Source organism: Modestobacter versicolor, assembly GCF_041028285.1.
GTDB classification, from domain to species: Bacteria; Actinomycetota; Actinomycetes; order Mycobacteriales; family Geodermatophilaceae; genus Modestobacter; species Modestobacter versicolor_A.
Genome location: NZ_JABGDB010000005.1, coordinates 286,613 through 301,769, shown reverse-complemented (window position 1 = coordinate 301,769; position 15,157 = coordinate 286,613). Strand labels below are relative to the sequence as shown.

The 15,157-nt window shown below is 74.8% G+C and carries 15 protein-coding genes and 1 pseudogene; 8 read left to right on the top strand and 8 right to left on the bottom strand.

Annotated elements, in window-relative coordinates; translation table 11 throughout:
- Nucleotides 1–308 precede the first annotated feature (308 nt).
- Together HL054_RS17615 and HL054_RS17610 are read right to left on the bottom strand one after the other, a co-directional pair.
- Nucleotides 309–938, bottom strand: coding sequence for an alpha-ketoglutarate-dependent dioxygenase AlkB (locus HL054_RS17615; protein WP_369140347.1), 630 nt, complete (start codon nt 936–938; stop codon nt 309–311).
- A gap of 53 nt (nt 939–991) precedes the next feature.
- A complete protein-coding gene (locus HL054_RS17610; RefSeq protein ID WP_369140346.1) occupies nt 992–3,232 on the bottom strand; it encodes a RecQ family ATP-dependent DNA helicase in 2,241 nt (746 codons plus the stop codon).
- A 78-nt stretch (nt 3,233–3,310) separates the two neighbouring features.
- On the opposite strand from HL054_RS17610, the gene HL054_RS17605 reads away from it, so the two are divergent.
- The 5 genes from HL054_RS17605 to HL054_RS17585 all read left to right on the top strand — a co-directional run bounded on the left by HL054_RS17605 (nt 3,311) and on the right by HL054_RS17585 (nt 7,114).
- Nucleotides 3,311–4,138, top strand: coding sequence for a PHP domain-containing protein (locus tag HL054_RS17605; protein ID WP_369140345.1), 828 nt, complete (start codon nt 3,311–3,313; stop codon nt 4,136–4,138).
- 66 nt (nt 4,139–4,204) lie between these two features.
- Entirely contained in the window at nt 4,205–4,627 is a 423-nt protein-coding gene (locus tag HL054_RS17600) for a hypothetical protein (protein ID WP_369140344.1), read from the top strand.
- Nucleotides 4,628–4,691: 64 nt separating this feature from the next.
- Nucleotides 4,692–4,949 (top strand): hypothetical protein, encoded by a 258-nt coding sequence (locus HL054_RS17595; RefSeq protein WP_369140343.1) that lies wholly within the window; start codon nt 4,692–4,694, stop codon nt 4,947–4,949.
- 78 nt (nt 4,950–5,027) lie between these two features.
- Nucleotides 5,028–5,993, top strand: a complete 966-nt coding sequence (locus HL054_RS17590) for a carbamate kinase (protein ID WP_369140342.1) — start codon at nt 5,028–5,030, stop codon at nt 5,991–5,993.
- A gap of 17 nt (nt 5,994–6,010) precedes the next feature.
- Entirely contained in the window at nt 6,011–7,114 is a 1,104-nt protein-coding gene (locus HL054_RS17585; RefSeq protein WP_369140341.1) for a ring-opening amidohydrolase, read from the top strand.
- An 86-nt stretch (nt 7,115–7,200) separates the two neighbouring features.
- On the opposite strand, the gene HL054_RS17580 is transcribed toward HL054_RS17585, so the two are convergent.
- Nucleotides 7,201–7,434, bottom strand: a complete 234-nt coding sequence (locus HL054_RS17580; RefSeq protein WP_369140340.1) for an OsmC family protein — start codon at nt 7,432–7,434, stop codon at nt 7,201–7,203.
- Here HL054_RS17580 and HL054_RS17575 point away from each other — a divergent pair.
- Nucleotides 7,327–7,593 (top strand): annotated as a pseudogene (locus HL054_RS17575) (helix-turn-helix domain-containing protein); the annotation flags it as partial. The gene HL054_RS17580 and the pseudogene HL054_RS17575 sit on opposite strands and share 108 nt — an antisense overlap.
- Before the next feature lie 208 nt (nt 7,594–7,801).
- Nucleotides 7,802–8,026 carry a hypothetical protein gene (locus tag HL054_RS17570; RefSeq protein ID WP_369140339.1) on the top strand — a complete coding sequence of 75 codons (225 nt, stop codon included), beginning with the start codon at nt 7,802–7,804 and terminating at the stop codon, nt 8,024–8,026.
- Here HL054_RS17570 and HL054_RS17565 read toward each other — a convergent pair.
- Nucleotides 8,002–8,781, bottom strand: coding sequence for an SDR family NAD(P)-dependent oxidoreductase (locus HL054_RS17565; protein WP_369140338.1), 780 nt, complete (start codon nt 8,779–8,781; stop codon nt 8,002–8,004). The two genes, HL054_RS17570 and HL054_RS17565, sit on opposite strands and share 25 nt — an antisense overlap.
- 133 nt (nt 8,782–8,914) lie before the next feature.
- Between HL054_RS17565 and HL054_RS17560 the strand changes: the two genes are divergently transcribed.
- Nucleotides 8,915–10,003: a PP2C family protein-serine/threonine phosphatase gene (locus HL054_RS17560; RefSeq protein ID WP_369140337.1), complete on the top strand. Its 1,089-nt coding sequence runs from the start codon at nt 8,915–8,917 to the stop codon at nt 10,001–10,003.
- On the opposite strand, the gene HL054_RS17555 is transcribed toward HL054_RS17560, so the two are convergent.
- From HL054_RS17555 to HL054_RS17540, 4 genes are all read right to left on the bottom strand, one after another.
- Nucleotides 9,985–11,706, bottom strand: coding sequence for a SpoIIE family protein phosphatase (locus HL054_RS17555; protein ID WP_369140336.1), 1,722 nt, complete (start codon nt 11,704–11,706; stop codon nt 9,985–9,987). The genes HL054_RS17560 and HL054_RS17555 overlap by 19 nt on opposite strands.
- A gap of 142 nt (nt 11,707–11,848) precedes the next feature.
- Nucleotides 11,849–12,115, bottom strand: a complete 267-nt coding sequence (locus tag HL054_RS17550) for a hypothetical protein (protein WP_369140335.1) — start codon at nt 12,113–12,115, stop codon at nt 11,849–11,851.
- A gap of 154 nt (nt 12,116–12,269) precedes the next feature.
- Nucleotides 12,270–13,685, bottom strand: a complete 1,416-nt coding sequence (locus tag HL054_RS17545; RefSeq protein WP_369140334.1) for a DUF1116 domain-containing protein — start codon at nt 13,683–13,685, stop codon at nt 12,270–12,272.
- Nucleotides 13,678–15,138: an FdrA family protein gene (locus tag HL054_RS17540; protein ID WP_369140333.1), complete on the bottom strand. Its 1,461-nt coding sequence runs from the start codon at nt 15,136–15,138 to the stop codon at nt 13,678–13,680. The genes HL054_RS17545 and HL054_RS17540 overlap by 8 nt, the downstream gene beginning before the upstream one ends.
- Nucleotides 15,139–15,157 lie beyond the last annotated feature (19 nt).

Here is a 15,157-nt window from a genome sequence, read left to right as displayed (position 1 = left end):
CCAGGCCAAGGGGAATTGTTACTTGGCACTGACTTTCGGCACGCTGTTGAGTTCTCAAGGAGCGGACGCGCATGTTTCCCGACCGATTGCTCGGCCGTTCTTCGTGGCGGTGTTCTCGACTTTACACCAAGTTCCGCAGCAGTCGGACCACGTGGGTCCCATCCGGCGGTTTCCCAGGTCTTGCGACCCGGTCCGTTCTCGCTTGGTGCATGGAGAACGATACACGCCCTCAGGGGGCCTCTGCAGGGGGGTCCCCCCGGGCCCTCCTCGCGAGGCTCGACGACCCTGCTGAGCTGCGAGAACGCGACTCAGGCCACCCCGCGGGGCCGGAACTGGACGCTCACCCGCGGTCCCACCGGCTTCGTCGTCTTCGGGATGCAGTGCTCCCAGGTGCGCTGGCACGAACCACCCATGACGACGAGGTCGCCGTGCCCGAGGGGGAAGCGGAGGCTCTCCCCACCGCCCATCGGGCGCAGCAGCAGCGGTCGGGGCGACCCGAAGGAGACGATGGCGACCATCGTGTCCTCGGTCCGGCTCCGGCCGATGCGGTCGCCGTGCCAGGCGACGCTGTCCCGGCCGTCGCGGTACAGGCACATGCCGGCGGTCACGAACGGCTCACCCAGCTCGGCCAGGTAGTGGGCGTCGAGGGCTCGGCGGGCCTCGGTCAGCACCGGGTGCGGCAGCGGCTCGTCGCCGCCGTACCACCGCAGCAGCCTCGGCACGGCCACCTCGCGGTCGTACATCTGCCGGCGGTCCTCCCGCCAGCCGATGTCCCCGAGCAGCACGTCCAGCACGGCGTCGGAGCCCTCGACCCATCCCGGGAGGTGGTCGACCCAGGCGCCGGCCGACAACGGGTGCCGGGTGACCCGCCCGGACAGCGGGGTGAGCGTGGCCTCCTCGGCGACGTCCCACATGGACGGCTGGTGCGCGAGCGACATGTCAGGACGCTACCGCAGGTTTCGCACAGGTGTTCGAAATCCTGTGGACAACCTCAGGCCGAGAGCGCCAGCACGAAGGGCAGCACCGATCCCGCGCCGGCCAGCCGCAGCTCGCGACCGGCCACCGTCATCGTCCACCGGGAGTCGGCCAGGTCGTCGACGAGCAGCACCGGAGCGCCGCCCAGCTCGGCCAGCCGGGCCCGCAGCTCCGGGCCGACCACGATGCGCTGCCACACCCCGGCCAGCCGGAAGGCGCTGTTGCCCCCCGGTCCACCGGACGGCCCGCCGTGGGCCAGGTCCAGCGCGCCGAGGTAGGGCAGCCGACCGACCCGCGCCAGCCCCTCCGCCACCCCGGTGACGAGCGCCGGCCGACGCCGCGACGGCATGGACACGACCGCTCCGGGGCGCTGCGCCCAGTCCCACGCGCCCAGCACCCGGGCGCAGGCCTTGAGCAGCTCGTCGTCCGGCGGAGCGTCGGAGGTCAGACCGGGACGGATCACCCGGTGGGAGACGTCGAGCGCGGCGTCGGGGTCCTCCTCGATCGGCGGGGCCTCGAGGTCCTCGGCCAGGGTGGCGACCCCGCCGACGCCGTCGTCCCCGAGCAGGGTGCGGAGGCGCTGGCCCCAGCCGAGGTCGGTCAGCCGGGCCACGGCGCGACCGGTCTCCACCTGCTCGCCCGCCGCGATCTTCCCCTTGACCTGCACGCCCAGCCGGTCGGCGCCCGTGGGCCACTGCGCCCGCGGGACGAGCTCGACGCCGGGCCGGTCCAGCCGCGCGCTGGCCGCCTGGGACGCGCCGGCCGGGATGTCGGTGGCGTACCACGGGCCGGCGCACACGTCGCACCGCCCGCACGGGGCGGCCGTCGGGTCGTCCAAGGCCTCCTGCAGGAACGCCATCCGGCACTCCGCACCGTCGACGGGCCGGGCGTAGGCGATCATCGCCCGTTGCTCGGACTCCCGGGTCGCGGTGACCCGGGCGTACCGGTCGGCGTCGTAGACCCACGGGACGCCGGTGGACCGCCAGCCGCCCTGCACCCGCTCGACCGCGCCGTCGACGGCGAGCACCTTGAGCAGCAGCTCCAGCCGGGACCGGCGGACGTCGGCGACCGTCTCCAGCCGGGCCACCGACCACGCCTTGCCGTCGGCCATCGCGGTGAGGACGGCCGCGGCGTGGTCCTCCCGCGGCATGGAGGAGGTGGCGAACCACTGCCAGATCGCCAGGTCCTCGGGCCCGGGGAGCAGCAGCACGTCGGCGTGCTCCACGGCACGGCCGGCGCGGCCGACCTGCTGGTAGTAGCTGACCGGCGAGGACGGCGCCCCCAGGTGCACGACGAAGCCCAGGTCGGGCTTGTCGAACCCCATGCCCAGCGCCGAGGTGGCGACCAGGGCCTTGACCCGGTTCCCGCGCAGCGCCTCCTCGGCGTCCTTGCGGTCGGCGTCGTCGAGCCGGCCGGTGTAGGCGCGCACCTCGTGGCCGGAGTCGCGCAGCAGGGCCGCGGTCTCCTCGGCCGCGGCGACCGTGAGCGTGTAGACGATCCCGCTGCCCGGCAGGGACTCGAGGTGGGCGGCCAGCCAGGCGAGCCGGGCCCGGTCGGTGTCCAGCCGGAGCACGCCCAGGCGCAGGGAGTCGCGGGCCAGGGGGCCGCGCACCGTGGTGACCTGCACCCCGCCGGCGGCCAGCTGCTCGGCGACGTCGGCCACCACCCGCTCGTTGGCCGTCGCCGTCGTCGCCAGCACCGGGGTGCCGGCCGGCAGCTGGCCGAGCAGGTCGCGGATGCGCCGGTAGTCCGGCCGGAAGTCGTGGCCCCAGTCGGAGACGCAGTGCGCCTCGTCGACCACCAGCAGGCCGCAGCGGGAGACCAGCGCGGGCAGCTGCTCGTCCCGGAAGCGCGGGTTGGTCAGCCGCTCCGGGGACACCAGCAGGACGTCGACGTCGTCCGCGGCCAGCCGGGCGTTGATGTCGTCCCACTCGGTGACGTTCGAGCTGGAGATCTCCACCGCCTTGATCCCGGCGCGCGCGGCGGCCGCCACCTGGTCGCGCATCAGCGCGAGCAGCGGGCTGACCAGCAGGGTCGGCCCCTTGCCGCGGCGGCGGAGCAGCGCGGTGGAGACGAAGTAGACCGCGGACTTGCCCCACCCGGTCCGTTGCACGACCAGGGCGCGTTCCTGCCGCTCGACCAGCGCGGTGACCGCGGCGTCCTGGCCCTCGCGGAACACCGCGTCGGGCCGGCCGGTGAGCTCGCGCAGGACGCCCAGCGCCTCGTCGGCCAGATCGGTCTCCACAGTGGTGCTCATGTCCCGACCGTAGGCGGCGCCACCGACATCGGGGACCCGGCGTGCGGTACCTGTGGACGACCGGTTGGATGGGCACCGATGCTCCCTCCGGACAACCACGTGCACTCCGAGTTCTCGTGGGACACCGGTCCCCGGGCCTCCCTGCTGCGCGCGTGCGAGCGCGCGGTCGAGATCGGCCTGCCGGCCATCGCCTTCACCGAGCACCTCGACTTCACCGTCTGGGACGCCGCGGACCGCGCCACCGCGCAGGGCCTGACCGACCGCCACCCGGCCAACCAGCTGCCGATCGACGTCGACCTCTACGCCGAGACCGTCTGGGAGGCACGGGAGCGGTTCCCCCAGCTGCGGGTGTGGTCCGGCGTGGAGGCGGGCGAACCGCACCTCTTCGGCGCGAGCGTGGCCGCCCACCTGGCCGCCGGACCGGTCGACCGCGTCCTCGGCTCGCTGCACTCCCTGCCCGTGGACGGCCGGCTGATGGGCGTGAACCGGCTGCTGCACGCCCCGGGGGTCGACGTGGTGGAGACCATGCGCCGCTACCTCACCGAGATGGTGGTGATGATCGAGACGAGCGACGTGTTCCAGGTGCTGGCGCACTGCGACTACCCGCGTCGCTACTGGCCGGGCGGCCGGGACCTGTACCCCCAGGACGTCTTCGAGGAGGAGTACCGCGCGGTGTTCCGGGCGGTGGCCGGCAGCGGCCGGGCGCTCGAGGTGAACACGACCAGCCCGCTGTGGTCGGTCGACCTGCTGCGCTGGTACCGCGAGGAGGGCGGCGACGCGGTGAGCTTCGGCAGCGACGGGCACCAGCCGCAGCTGGTCGGCCAGCGGTTCGACCTCGCCGTCGACGTCGTCGAGCAGGCGGGCTTCCGCCCGGGCCGCGACCGCTTCGACTTCTGGCGCCGCTGAGCCACGGCGGGGACGGCCCGGAACCGGTCCGTCACGGTCGGCCGGTGAGCTGCCGATGACACCCGCGTGACAGCGCAGCCCCGCTTCGACGGCACCTTCTCCTGCGACGCCGTGGCGCTCGCGGCCCACGCGCTCGTGGCGCAGCTCCACGACGACGCGATGGCCACGATCGCCGCCCTGGCCGAAGGCTGGGACCGGCCGGCCGAGGACGCCCCGGCGCCGCCGGACGAGCCCCCCGTCACCTACCGGGACCCGGCCACCTGGTCGGTCGACGACGAGGACGAGCCGGCCGGGTACGCCGACGACGAGGACCCCGACGACGCGCCGGCCGAGGACGAGGTGCGGGTCGTGCCGCGCCTGGACCTGCCGCCGCTGCTCCCGCACCCGCGCCGGGCGACGGCCGGCGTCGTGGCCGCCAACGTCGCCGCGAGCGCCCCCACCGACGAGTTCGTCGTCCCCGCCCCGGAGCGCCAGTACGCCGCCTCGTGACCGGCCGGCGAGGAATCGGAACTGATGGGTGTCAACTCCGTCGCACACTGCCGATGAAGGTGACGTGACCACTCCCGGAACCACCGAGCTCGCCCTCGAGGCCGAGGAGACCGCGGCTGCCGCCGCGCTCACCGCGGGCCTCGCCGCCGTCGCCGAGCTGTACGACGAGGCGCTGAGCCGCATCGCGGCGCTCGCCGAGCACGGGGACCAGGCCGACGCGACCGACGTCGACGAGGCCGGCACCCCGGCCGACGAGGTGCGCGTGCTGCGGATGGCCGAGCGTCCCGTGGTGGGCCAGCGGGTCGAGTCCGCCGCCGCCTGACGCAGCACCGGCGGTCCCGACCGATCGGGACACCGCAGGTACTTCACCGCTAAGGCACCCTGGCGCTAGGGTCACGCAATGGCCCTCCCCCGTCGCGTCGTCATCGCCCTCGGGGGCAACGCGATGACCGGCCCGGACGGGTCGGCCACGCCCGCGGCCCAGCGCGAGGCCATCGCCCGGGCCGCGCAGCACGTCGCTGCCGTCGTCGGCACCGGCGCCCAGGTCGTGCTCACCCACGGCAACGGCCCCCAGGTGGGCAACCTGCTGGTCAAGAACGAGCTGGCGGCGCACGAGGTGCCCCCGGTCCCGCTGGACTGGAACGTGGCCCAGACCCAGGCCACCATCGGGTTCACCCTCGCCGACGAGCTGGACGCCGCCCTGGCCGCCCGCGGACTGCCGCAGCGCACCGCGGCCCTGGTCACGCGCACGCTCGTCGACCCGGCCGACCCGGGCTTCACCACCCCGACCAAGCCCGTGGGCCGCTACCTCCCCCGCGACCAGGCCGAGCGGTTCGTCGAGCTGGGCCAGCGCTGGGAGGACCGCGGCGACCGCGGCTGGCGCCGGGTCGTCGCGTCGCCGGAGCCGCGCTCGGTGGTCGACACCCCGGCCATCGCCGCGCTCGTCGCCGCCGGTTTCGTCGTCGTCTGCGCCGGGGGCGGCGGCGTGCCCGTGGTCGACGACGGCCGAGACCACGACGGGAACTCCACCGCGCTGCGCGGCGTCGAGGCGGTCATCGACAAGGACCTGACCGCGGCGCTGCTGGCCCGCGAGCTGGACGCCGACACCCTGGTCATCGCCACCGACGTGGCGCACGTGATGGTCGACTTCGGCACCCCGTCGGCCCGTCCGCTGGGCCGGGTGACCGCCGGCGAGCTGCGCGACCTCGCCGCTGCCGGGCAGTTCACCAGCGGCAGCATGGGCCCGAAGGTGGAGGCCGCGCTGCGCTTCCTCGGCGCCGGCGGCACCCGCGCCGTCGTCACCTCGCTCGAACACATCTCCGACGCCGTCGCCGGCGACGACGTCGGCACCGTCCTCACCGCCTAGCAGGAAGAGAGCAACCAGTGCCCGCACCGATCGAGGTCCGCAAGGTCCCGCTGCACAACGTCAGTGACGCCTCAGAGCTGGCGAAGCTGATCGACTCCGGCGTCATGGACGCCGACCGGGTCGTCGCCGTGATCGGCAAGACCGAGGGCAACGGCGGGGTCAACGACTACACCCGGATCATCGCCGACCGCGCGTTCCGCGAGGTGCTGATGGAGAAGGGCACCCGGAGCAAGGAGGAGGTCGGGGAGATCCCGATCGTCTGGTCCGGCGGCACGGACGGCGTGATCAGCCCGCACGCGACGATCTTCGCCACCCTGCCGGAGGACGCGGTCGAGAAGACCGACGACCCGCGGCTCACCGTCGGCTTCGCGATGAGCGAGGTGCTGCTGCCCGAGGACATCGGCCGGCTCACCATGGTCGAGAAGGTCGCCGAGGGCGTGCGCCGGGCGATGGCCGAGGCCGGCATCACCGACCCCGCCGACGTCCACTACGTGCAGACCAAGACCCCGCTGCTCACGATCGAGACCATCCGCGAGGCGAAGTCGCGCGGCCAGGAGACCTACTACGACGAGCCGCACGGCTCGATGGACCTCTCCAACGGGACGACCGCGCTGGGCATCGCGCTGGCGCTGGGCGAGATCGAGATGCCGGAGCAGAAGCAGGTGATGCGCGACTTCTCGTTGTTCAGCGCGGTCGCCTCCTGCTCGTCCGGCGTCGAGCTCGACCGGGCGCAGATCGTCGTCGTCGGCAACGCCCGCGGGCACGGCGGCAACTACCGCATCGGCCACTCGGTGATGAAGGACGCGCTGGACCAGGACGGCATCTGGGAGGCGATCCGCAACGCCGGGCTCGACCTGCCCGAGCGGCCGCACACCAGCGACCTGGGCGAGGACCTGGTCAACGTCTTCCTCAAGTGCGAGGCCGACCCGACCGGCTACGTCCGCGGCCGGCGCAACGCGATGCTCGACGACTCCGACGTCTTCTGGCACCGCCAGATCAAGGCGACCGTGGGCGGCGTCGCGGCCTCGGTGACCGGCGACCCGGCGGTCTTCGTGTCCGTGGCCGCCGTGCACCAGGGCCCCTCCGGCGGCGGCCCGGTCGCCGCCATCGTCAAGGCCTGAGGCAGGCCCCCCGCCCGAGACCTGCGCTCTCGTGACCCTGGCAGCGGGACGCCACGAGAGCGCAGGTCCCGGCGCGGGGTGGCGCGTCAGGCGACGGTGGTCTCCAGGGTCACCGGCACGTTGCCCCGGGTGGCGTTGGAGTACGGGCAGACCTGGTGCGCCTTCTCGACGAGCGCCTCGGCGGCCGCCTGGTCCAGGCCGCCCAGCTCGACGTGCAGGGTGATCTCCAGCCCGGAACCGCCGGCGCCGTCCGGTCCGATACCGACCTCGGCAGTCACCCCGGCGTCGCTGATGGTCCTCCGGCGCGTCCGGGCCACCATCTGCAGCGCGGACAGTCGGGGGCCCGGGAGCGACTGTTGCGGACGGCGTCCGTGCTGTTCTACGCCGAGGGGCTGCGGGCGGTCGGCGTGGACCGGGTGGTCGCCGAGGCCGCGGTGACCCGGGCGACCTCCTACCGGCACTTCCCCGGCAAGGAGGACCTGGTCGTCGCCTACCTCGAGGGCGTCGAACAGGCGGTGCGCGACCGCGCCGGCGAGGTGCCGGCCGACCCGGCCGCCGCGGAGCACTGGCTGCTGACCCTCACCGGGCTCGTCGGCGACCAAGTCTGTCGGGACGGGTTCCCGGGGCTGCGCCTCCATCAACGCGGCCGCCGAGCACCCCGACCCGGACAGCCCGGTCCGCCGCGCGGTGCGGGCGCACCGGGACTGGCTGGAGGCGAGCGTCCGGGCGGCCTTCGCGACCACCGGCCACCCGCACCCGGCCGACGCGGCACGGCGCTGGCTGGTGCTGCGCGACGGCGCGATGGTCGCCGGGTACCTGGCCGACCCGGCGGCGGCGCAGGCGGCGCTGACCGCCGGCGTCCGGGAGCTGATGGCCGACCGGAGGGCTCAGGGCAGGATCGCGTCCACGTAGCCGCCGTCCACCCGCAGCGCCCCACCGGTGGTCGCCGACGCCAGCGGGCTCGCCAGGTACACGCACATGTTCGCGATCTCCGCCGGCTCGATCAGCCGCTGGATGAGCGACTGCGGCCGGTGCAGCCGCATGAACTCCCGCTGCGCCTCGTCCCAGGGCAGCTCGTCGCCGACCAGGGAGTGCACGAAGTCCTCGACGCCGGCGGTGTGCGTCGGACCGGCGACCACCGAGTTGACCGTCACCCCGGAGCCCGCCGCCTCCTTGGCGAACCCGCGCGAGACGGCGAGCAGCGCCGTCTTCGTCATCCCGTAGTGCACCATCTCCGCCGGCACGACGACCGCGGAGTCGCTGGCGATGTACTGCACCCGCCCCCACCCCCGGTCGCGCATGCCGGGCAGGTAGGCGCGGGTGAGCCGGACGGCGGTCAGCACGTTGGTCTCGAAGTAGCGACGCCACTCGTCGTCGGTGATCTCCAGCGCCGGCCGCGCGCCGAAGACGCCCAGGTTGTTGACCAGCACGTCGACGTCCGGCACCGCCTCGAGCAGCGCCGCCGTCCCCTCGTCGGTGACCACGTCGCCGGCCACGGTCGTCACCTCGCCGTCGATGCCGGCCGCGGCCTGCTCCAGCTTCCCGGCGTCCCGGCCGGTCAGCACGACGGAGGCGCCGGCCTCGGCCAGCCCGGTGGCGATGGCCAGGCCGATGCCCTGGGAGGAGCCGGTGACGAGGGCCCGCTTGCCGGTGAGGTCGATGCGCATGCCACCCCCCAGCGCCGCCGAGCGGGACGGTGTTCCCCTGCCGCGCCGCAGCAGGGTGGGGCGGACGGCTCATCTACGTTGTCAGACGGATCCGGGGGTGGTCCGACGGCCCGGCCGGACGAGGAGCAGCGCGGTGAACTGGTCGAGGTTGGCGCAGCGGGCCATGCCCGCGGTCGTGCTGGCCGCGATCGTCCTGGCGGACTCCGCCAGTGGCCGGGGCCAGTCCCTCATCGGGCTGCTCACGATGCCGCCCCTGCTGGCGGCCACGGCCCTCGGCCGGCGCGCCACGGTCGGGTACGGCCTGCTGGCCCTGCTGACCGCCGTGCTGATCGGCGTGTACGACCGCCAGTTCACCGACCCCCGCCTGGTCGCGCAGACGATCCGGCTGGTCGGGATCACCATCGCCACCGCCCTGGCCGTGGGCGCCTGCACCCTCCGGCTGCGCCGGGAGACCCGGCTCGCCGAGCTCCGGGCGCAGGCAGCCGCCTCCGCGGCGGCGCTCGCGTCGGCGGAGTCGCTGCAGCTCAGCCTGCTCGGCCCGGCGCCGCGGGTGGCGCCGCTGGAGACGGCGGTGCGCTACCTGCCCGCCAGCCGGCACGCCCAGGTGGGCGGCGACTGGTACGACGCCTTCCGGCTGCCCGACGGCACCACCCTGCTGGTGATCGGGGACGTCGCCGGGCACGACGCCCCGGCCGCCGCGACGATGGCCCAGGTGCGCGGGATGCTCCGCGCGATCGCCCAGGCGACCGGCGGATCGCCCGCCACCGTGCTCGACACCCTCGACCAGGTGCTCACCGACCTGGGCCTGGAGACGCTGGTGACGGTCGTGGTGATGGCCGTCGACCCGTCGGAGGACGCGCCGGTGCTGCACTGGTCGAACGCCGGTCACCCGCCGCCGGTGCTGGTGCGCGCCGGCTGCGCCGACCTGCTCGCCGCCGAGCCGGAACGGGTGCTGGGCGTGGCGCCGGGCGCCCACCGCACCGACCACGAGGTGCCGCTGGCGCCCGGGGACACCCTGCTGCTCTACACCGACGGGCTCGTCGAACGGCGCACGGCACCGCTGGACGACGGGTTCGCCTGGCTCCTCGGCCGGGTGCGGGAGCTCGGCGGCGGGCGGCTGGACCGGCTGTGCGACGAGCTGCTGGCCGACCTGGGGGGCCGGGTGGACGACGACGTGGCGCTGCTCGCCGTCCGGCTGCCGGGTCAGCCGGGGGCGCGGTAGACCAGGAAGGCGACGTCGTCGTCCGGGGCGTCGGAGAGCAGCTGGTCGGTGAGCAGGTCGGCGAGGGCCGCGGGCGCCAGCTGCCGGCCCGCCCGCACCGCGTCGACCGCCCGGGCCATCCCCTCGTCCAGGTCCTCGTCCCGCCGCTCGACCAGGCCGTCGGTGTAGAGCAGCAGCGTCGACCCGGGCGCCAGGACGACGTCGCGCTCGGGCCGCACCAGGTCGTCGACGACCGCGAGCGGCAGGGAGCCGGCGGCGGTGAGGAACGCCGACCCGCCGTCCCGGTCGACGACGATCGCCGGCACGTGACCGGCGCTGCTGTAGCGCAGCGTCCCGGCGGCCGGGTCGACGACCGCGCAAAACACGGTGCTGCACGTGGCGCCCGGCACCAGCGCCGCGAACCGGTCCAGTGCGCCGAGCACGTGGCTCGGGGAGTGGCTCTCCAGCAGCAGGGCGCGGATGGCGCTGCGCAGCTGCCCCATGACGGCGGCCGCGGGCAGCCCGCGGCCGACGACGTCGCCGACCACCACGCCGTACCGGCCACCGGGCAGGTCGACGACGTCGTACCAGTCGCCGCCGACCTCCAGCGTGCCGCTGGCCGGCTCGTAGCGGACGGCGAAGCCCGGGGGCAGCAGCGTCGGCCCGAGCACGGCGCGCTGCAGGGTGACCGCCACCTCGGTGAAGAACTGGGCGCGGGCGTCGTCGAACTCGGCGCGCTCGGCCGAGCGGCGGCGCTCGGACTGGACGGCCTGGGCGTCGGTGACCGCGGCGGAGACGTGCGCGGCCGCGAGGGAGAGGAACACCCGGTACTCGTCGTCCACCCGCAGGTGCGGGCTCGCGCCGAGCACCAGGGCACCGACCGGGTCGGCCGGCCCGGCGACGGTCAGCGGCAGCACGAACACGGTGTCCACGTCGGCCTCCCCGGCCGGGCTGGCCCCTCCGCGGGACAGGCCCGGCAGCACGGTCGCCAGCCCACTGGTGCGGACCACCGACCGGGTGGCCATCGCCTCGCGCACCTGGGGCGGGAACACCTCGTCGATCGCCGGGGCGTCCTCGGCGAGGCCGTAACTGGCCACCAGCTCGGCCGTGTGCCCGCCGAGCTGGAGCAGGTAGACCAGCCCGAACGGGCAGTCGGCCCGAGCCTCAGCCAGCACACCGAGCACGGCGGCGCAGGCCGCGGCCGCGCTGTCGTGCACCGAGCGCGGAAGGCTGCCCAGCTGCTGGAGGACGCCCATCCGGCGGGCAGCGAGCACCCGCCCGCTCGTCTCGACGACCGTGTCCAGGATGCCGGCGACGCGACCGCCGGGTTCGGCGACCGGGCTGAAGGAGAAGGTGAAGAACGTCTCCTCGTCGAAGCCGTCGCGGTTGGTCACCAGGAGCAGGTCCTCGCTGAAGGTCGCCGCGCCCGCGTGCACCTCGTCGACCATGCCGCGCAGGGTCGGCCAGATGTCGGCCCAGACGTCGGACAGCGACTGGCCGAGCGCCTTCGGGTGACGCGCGCCGAGGAGGGGCGCATACGCGTCGTTGTAGACCATGACCAGCTCGGGGCCCCAGATGAGCAGCATCGGGAAGCGCGAGTTCAGGCAGGTGCCCACCGTGGACAGCAGCGTCGACGACCAGCTCTGGACCGGACCCAGCGGGGTGGCGGCCCAGTCGTGCCCGAGCACCGACTGCTGCAGCTCGGTCCGGGGCTCCCCGGTCACGAGCTCGGCCAGCTGCCCCTCCAGTACGACACCCCCTCCCGCGACCACGCCCGCCGCCGTCGTCGGCGCCGTGCACGCGGTCCGCCCGATCCTCGCACCCGCCGTCCCCGCAGCCGGCCGGCCACACCGGACCGGCCGCGACTCACCGCTCGTCCGGCGCCCGGCCCGCGTGGTCGACCAGCTGGGCCGCGCTCGCCGGCTCGCCGTGCATGCGGGCGCACGAGGCGCAGCAGAAGAAGACGCCGTCGGCCTCCACGCCGTGCCCGACCACCTTCACCCCGCAGTGCTCGCAGACCGGCGCCAGCGCGTGGACGGCGCACTCGAAGCTGTCGAAGGTGTGCACGGCTCCTGCCGCGTGCACCTCGAAGCTGAGCCGGTAATCGTTGCCGCAGACCTCGCAGCTGGCCATGGGTCCCCCTCCGTCGGGTGCGTCGACGGCCGGACTACCCCCGCCGTCCCGACTCCATGTCCGCCCCGGGGCGGACATGGCCATCTCCGCGGGTTCCCCGGGGGCGGAGATGGCCATCTTCGTCCGCGTCTCGGCGGCGATGGCCGTCTTCGGGCTAGGAGGCGGCGCGGGACTCGGCGGCGAGGGCGGCCAGGGCCTGCTCGAAGCACTGCTGCGGCGGCTGCACGAGGCCGGCGCCCACCTGGCCGGTGCCGGCGACCCGGCCGGCCATCCCGGTGTTGATCTGCGGCAGCCAGCCGGTGCGGGCGACCTGCAGGACGTCGATCCCGGTCGGTGCCCCGCGGAAGCCCATGATCGGGATCTGCATCGCCGGGTTCTCGGCCAGGGTGATCTGGTACATCCGCTCGGTGGTGGCCAGCGCGTCGGGCACGCTGCCGCCGACGAAGCGGACGATCGCCGGGGCCGCGGCCATGGAGAAGCCGCCGACGCCGTACGCCTCCATGATCGCGGAGTCGCCGATGTCGGGGTTGGCGTCCTCGGGGCCGTAGTCGCCCAGGAAGAGCCCGACCGGGGTGTTGGCCGGGCCGGTGAACCAGCGGTCACCGGTGCCGGCGGTCTGCACGCCGAACTCGGTGCCGTTGCGGGACAGCACGGTCACCATCGTCGAGCCGGGCACCCCCCGGGCGGCGTCCATGGCCAGCTTGGCAGTGGGCATGCCGAGGTTGAGGAAGAAGTGCTCGTTGCCGCCGATGAAGCGGAGCACCTCGGCGATGTCGGACGACGGCGCGTCCACGGCGACGATCGACGGGGACAGCTCGCGCAGGGCCATCAGCGAGCCGGCGCGGTTGCGGTTGTGCCCCTCGTCGCCCATCTGCAGCATCTGGGCCAGGATCGCCTTCACGTCCAGCGGCTCGGGCCGCGAGCGCACCGCAGCCTGCAGCACCGGCCCGAGGACGTCGCGCATCCAGGCCAGCCGGGTGAGCACCTCGTCGTTGAAGGCGCCCATCCGCAGCACCTTGCCCAGGCCCTCGTTCAGGTTGCACCAGGCCTGCGCGCCGGAGCTCGGGTCCTGCAGGCACCACATCCACATCGACGGGCTGGTCACGCCGGCCATCGGGCCGACCGTGCGGTGGTGGTGGCAGGGGTCCAGGGCGATCTCGCCGGCCGCCAGCACGCGCTCGGCGTCCTCGACGTCGGCGGCCCAGCCCTCGAAGAGGCAGGCACCGATCAGCGCACCGCGCATCGGCCCGGACGCGGTCTCCCAGGTCAGCGGCGGGCCGGAGTGCAGCAGCACCCGGCCGGGCAGGTCCAGCACCTCGTGCGCCGGCCGGACGTCGACCAGCTGCGAGCCGGCGGCCAGCACCCGCTCGACGGCGACCCGGTTGGCCGCCGCCCGGTGCGGGTCGAGCGCGAGCTGGGCGAGGTCCTCGGGGCTGCCGAAGCCCGGCGGGCGCCAGTCGACGTCGGTGACGTCGACGCCCTGCTGGCGCAGCGCGGTCGAGAACACCTCGACACCGGCGGCGACGATCGACGGCGGGGCGGCCAGCAGGCCGCCGAGGGGCTCAGGCATTGCGGTCTCCGATCAGCGACAGGGCGTACCGGGTGGCGGCGGCGTTGCTGGCGAAGACGGCGGCGCCGGCCTCGGCCAGCGCGTCTGCCTGCCGGGACCAGCCCTGCGGGTCGCCCTCGGTGCCGACCAGCGCGACGACGGCCGGCAGCCCGGCGGCCTGCAGCGCCGGCACCAGCGAGTGCGCCGGGTCGGGGTCGGCGCCGTACCCCAGGACGACGTCCAGCAGCAGGACGGCGGGCTCGCGGCCGGCGGCCAGGTTGCTGATCGCCTCCAGCCGCAGCGTCGGGTCGATCATCGGGTGGGCGCGGCCCACGGTCAGCGCGTCGTCGCCGAAGTCGATGACGACGTGGCCGCGGGCCCGCAGGTCGGTGCCCAGGTCCAGCTCGGGCCGCAGCGGGGTGTTGGAGCGGATGTCGCCGAGCACCGGGGCGGCGATGAGCATCGCCTCGTCGGCGAGGGTGCCGCCGGAGAAGAAGCCCTTGAGCACGGCGCCCTCGGGGACGGCGTCCGCGGTGCCGGGGCGGGAGGGCCACTCCGGGACGGCGACGCCCAGGTCACCGAGCAGCGCCTCGACGGCCGCGGTGAGGTCGGGCTGCTCGGCGCTGAGGACGGCGGAGCGCACCGGCACGGTCAGCTGCGCGGCGGCGGTGGCGACCCGGGCCTCGACCTCCGGCGCCGGCGGCTTGGAGACCAGCAGCACCCGTTCGGTGGCCGGGTCTGCGTCCAGGGCGGCGAGCGCGTCCAGGGTGGCGAGGCCGCCGACGGCGGTGGAGAGGTCGCGGCCGCCGACGCCGAGCACGTGCGACACCCCCACGCCGGCGGCGTCCAGGAGGCAGCTGACCTGCTGGGCACCGGTGCCCGACGCGGCCACCAGGCCGACCGGGCCGCGACGGACGACGTTGGCGAACCCGAGCGCGACGCCGGAGACGATCGCGGTGCCGCAGTCCGGGCCCATCACCAGCACGCCGGCGTCGTGCGCGGCCTGCTTCAGCGCGATCTCCTGCTCGACCGGGACGCCGTCGCTGAAGACCAGCACCGAGCGGCCGGCGGCGATCGCGTCGGCGGCCTCGGCGGCGGCGTACGGACCGGGCACGCTGATGATCGCCAGCGCCGGGTCGGCGGTGTCGGTCAGGCCGGCGCCGATGGTGCGGGCCGGGATGGTCTGTGCGTCGCCGGACTTCTCGCGGTGGGCGAGCGCGGCCTCCACCGCGGCGACGGCGGCGGTGAGCTCGGCGTCGTCGGTGGCGGTCAGCGCGACGAGCAGCTGGTCGGGCTTCGCCTCGCCGTCCGGGGCGAGGCCCATGCCGGCCGCGAGCTCGAGGTTGAGCGGGGTCGCCATCGCGACCAGCACGGCGGACACGCCGGGCCGATCACCGATCTCGCGACTGACCTGCATCAACCGGACGGAGTCGGCGTAGACGCCACTGCGCAGGGAGACGTGCCTGAGGCTCACCTGGCGGGACGCTACCGGA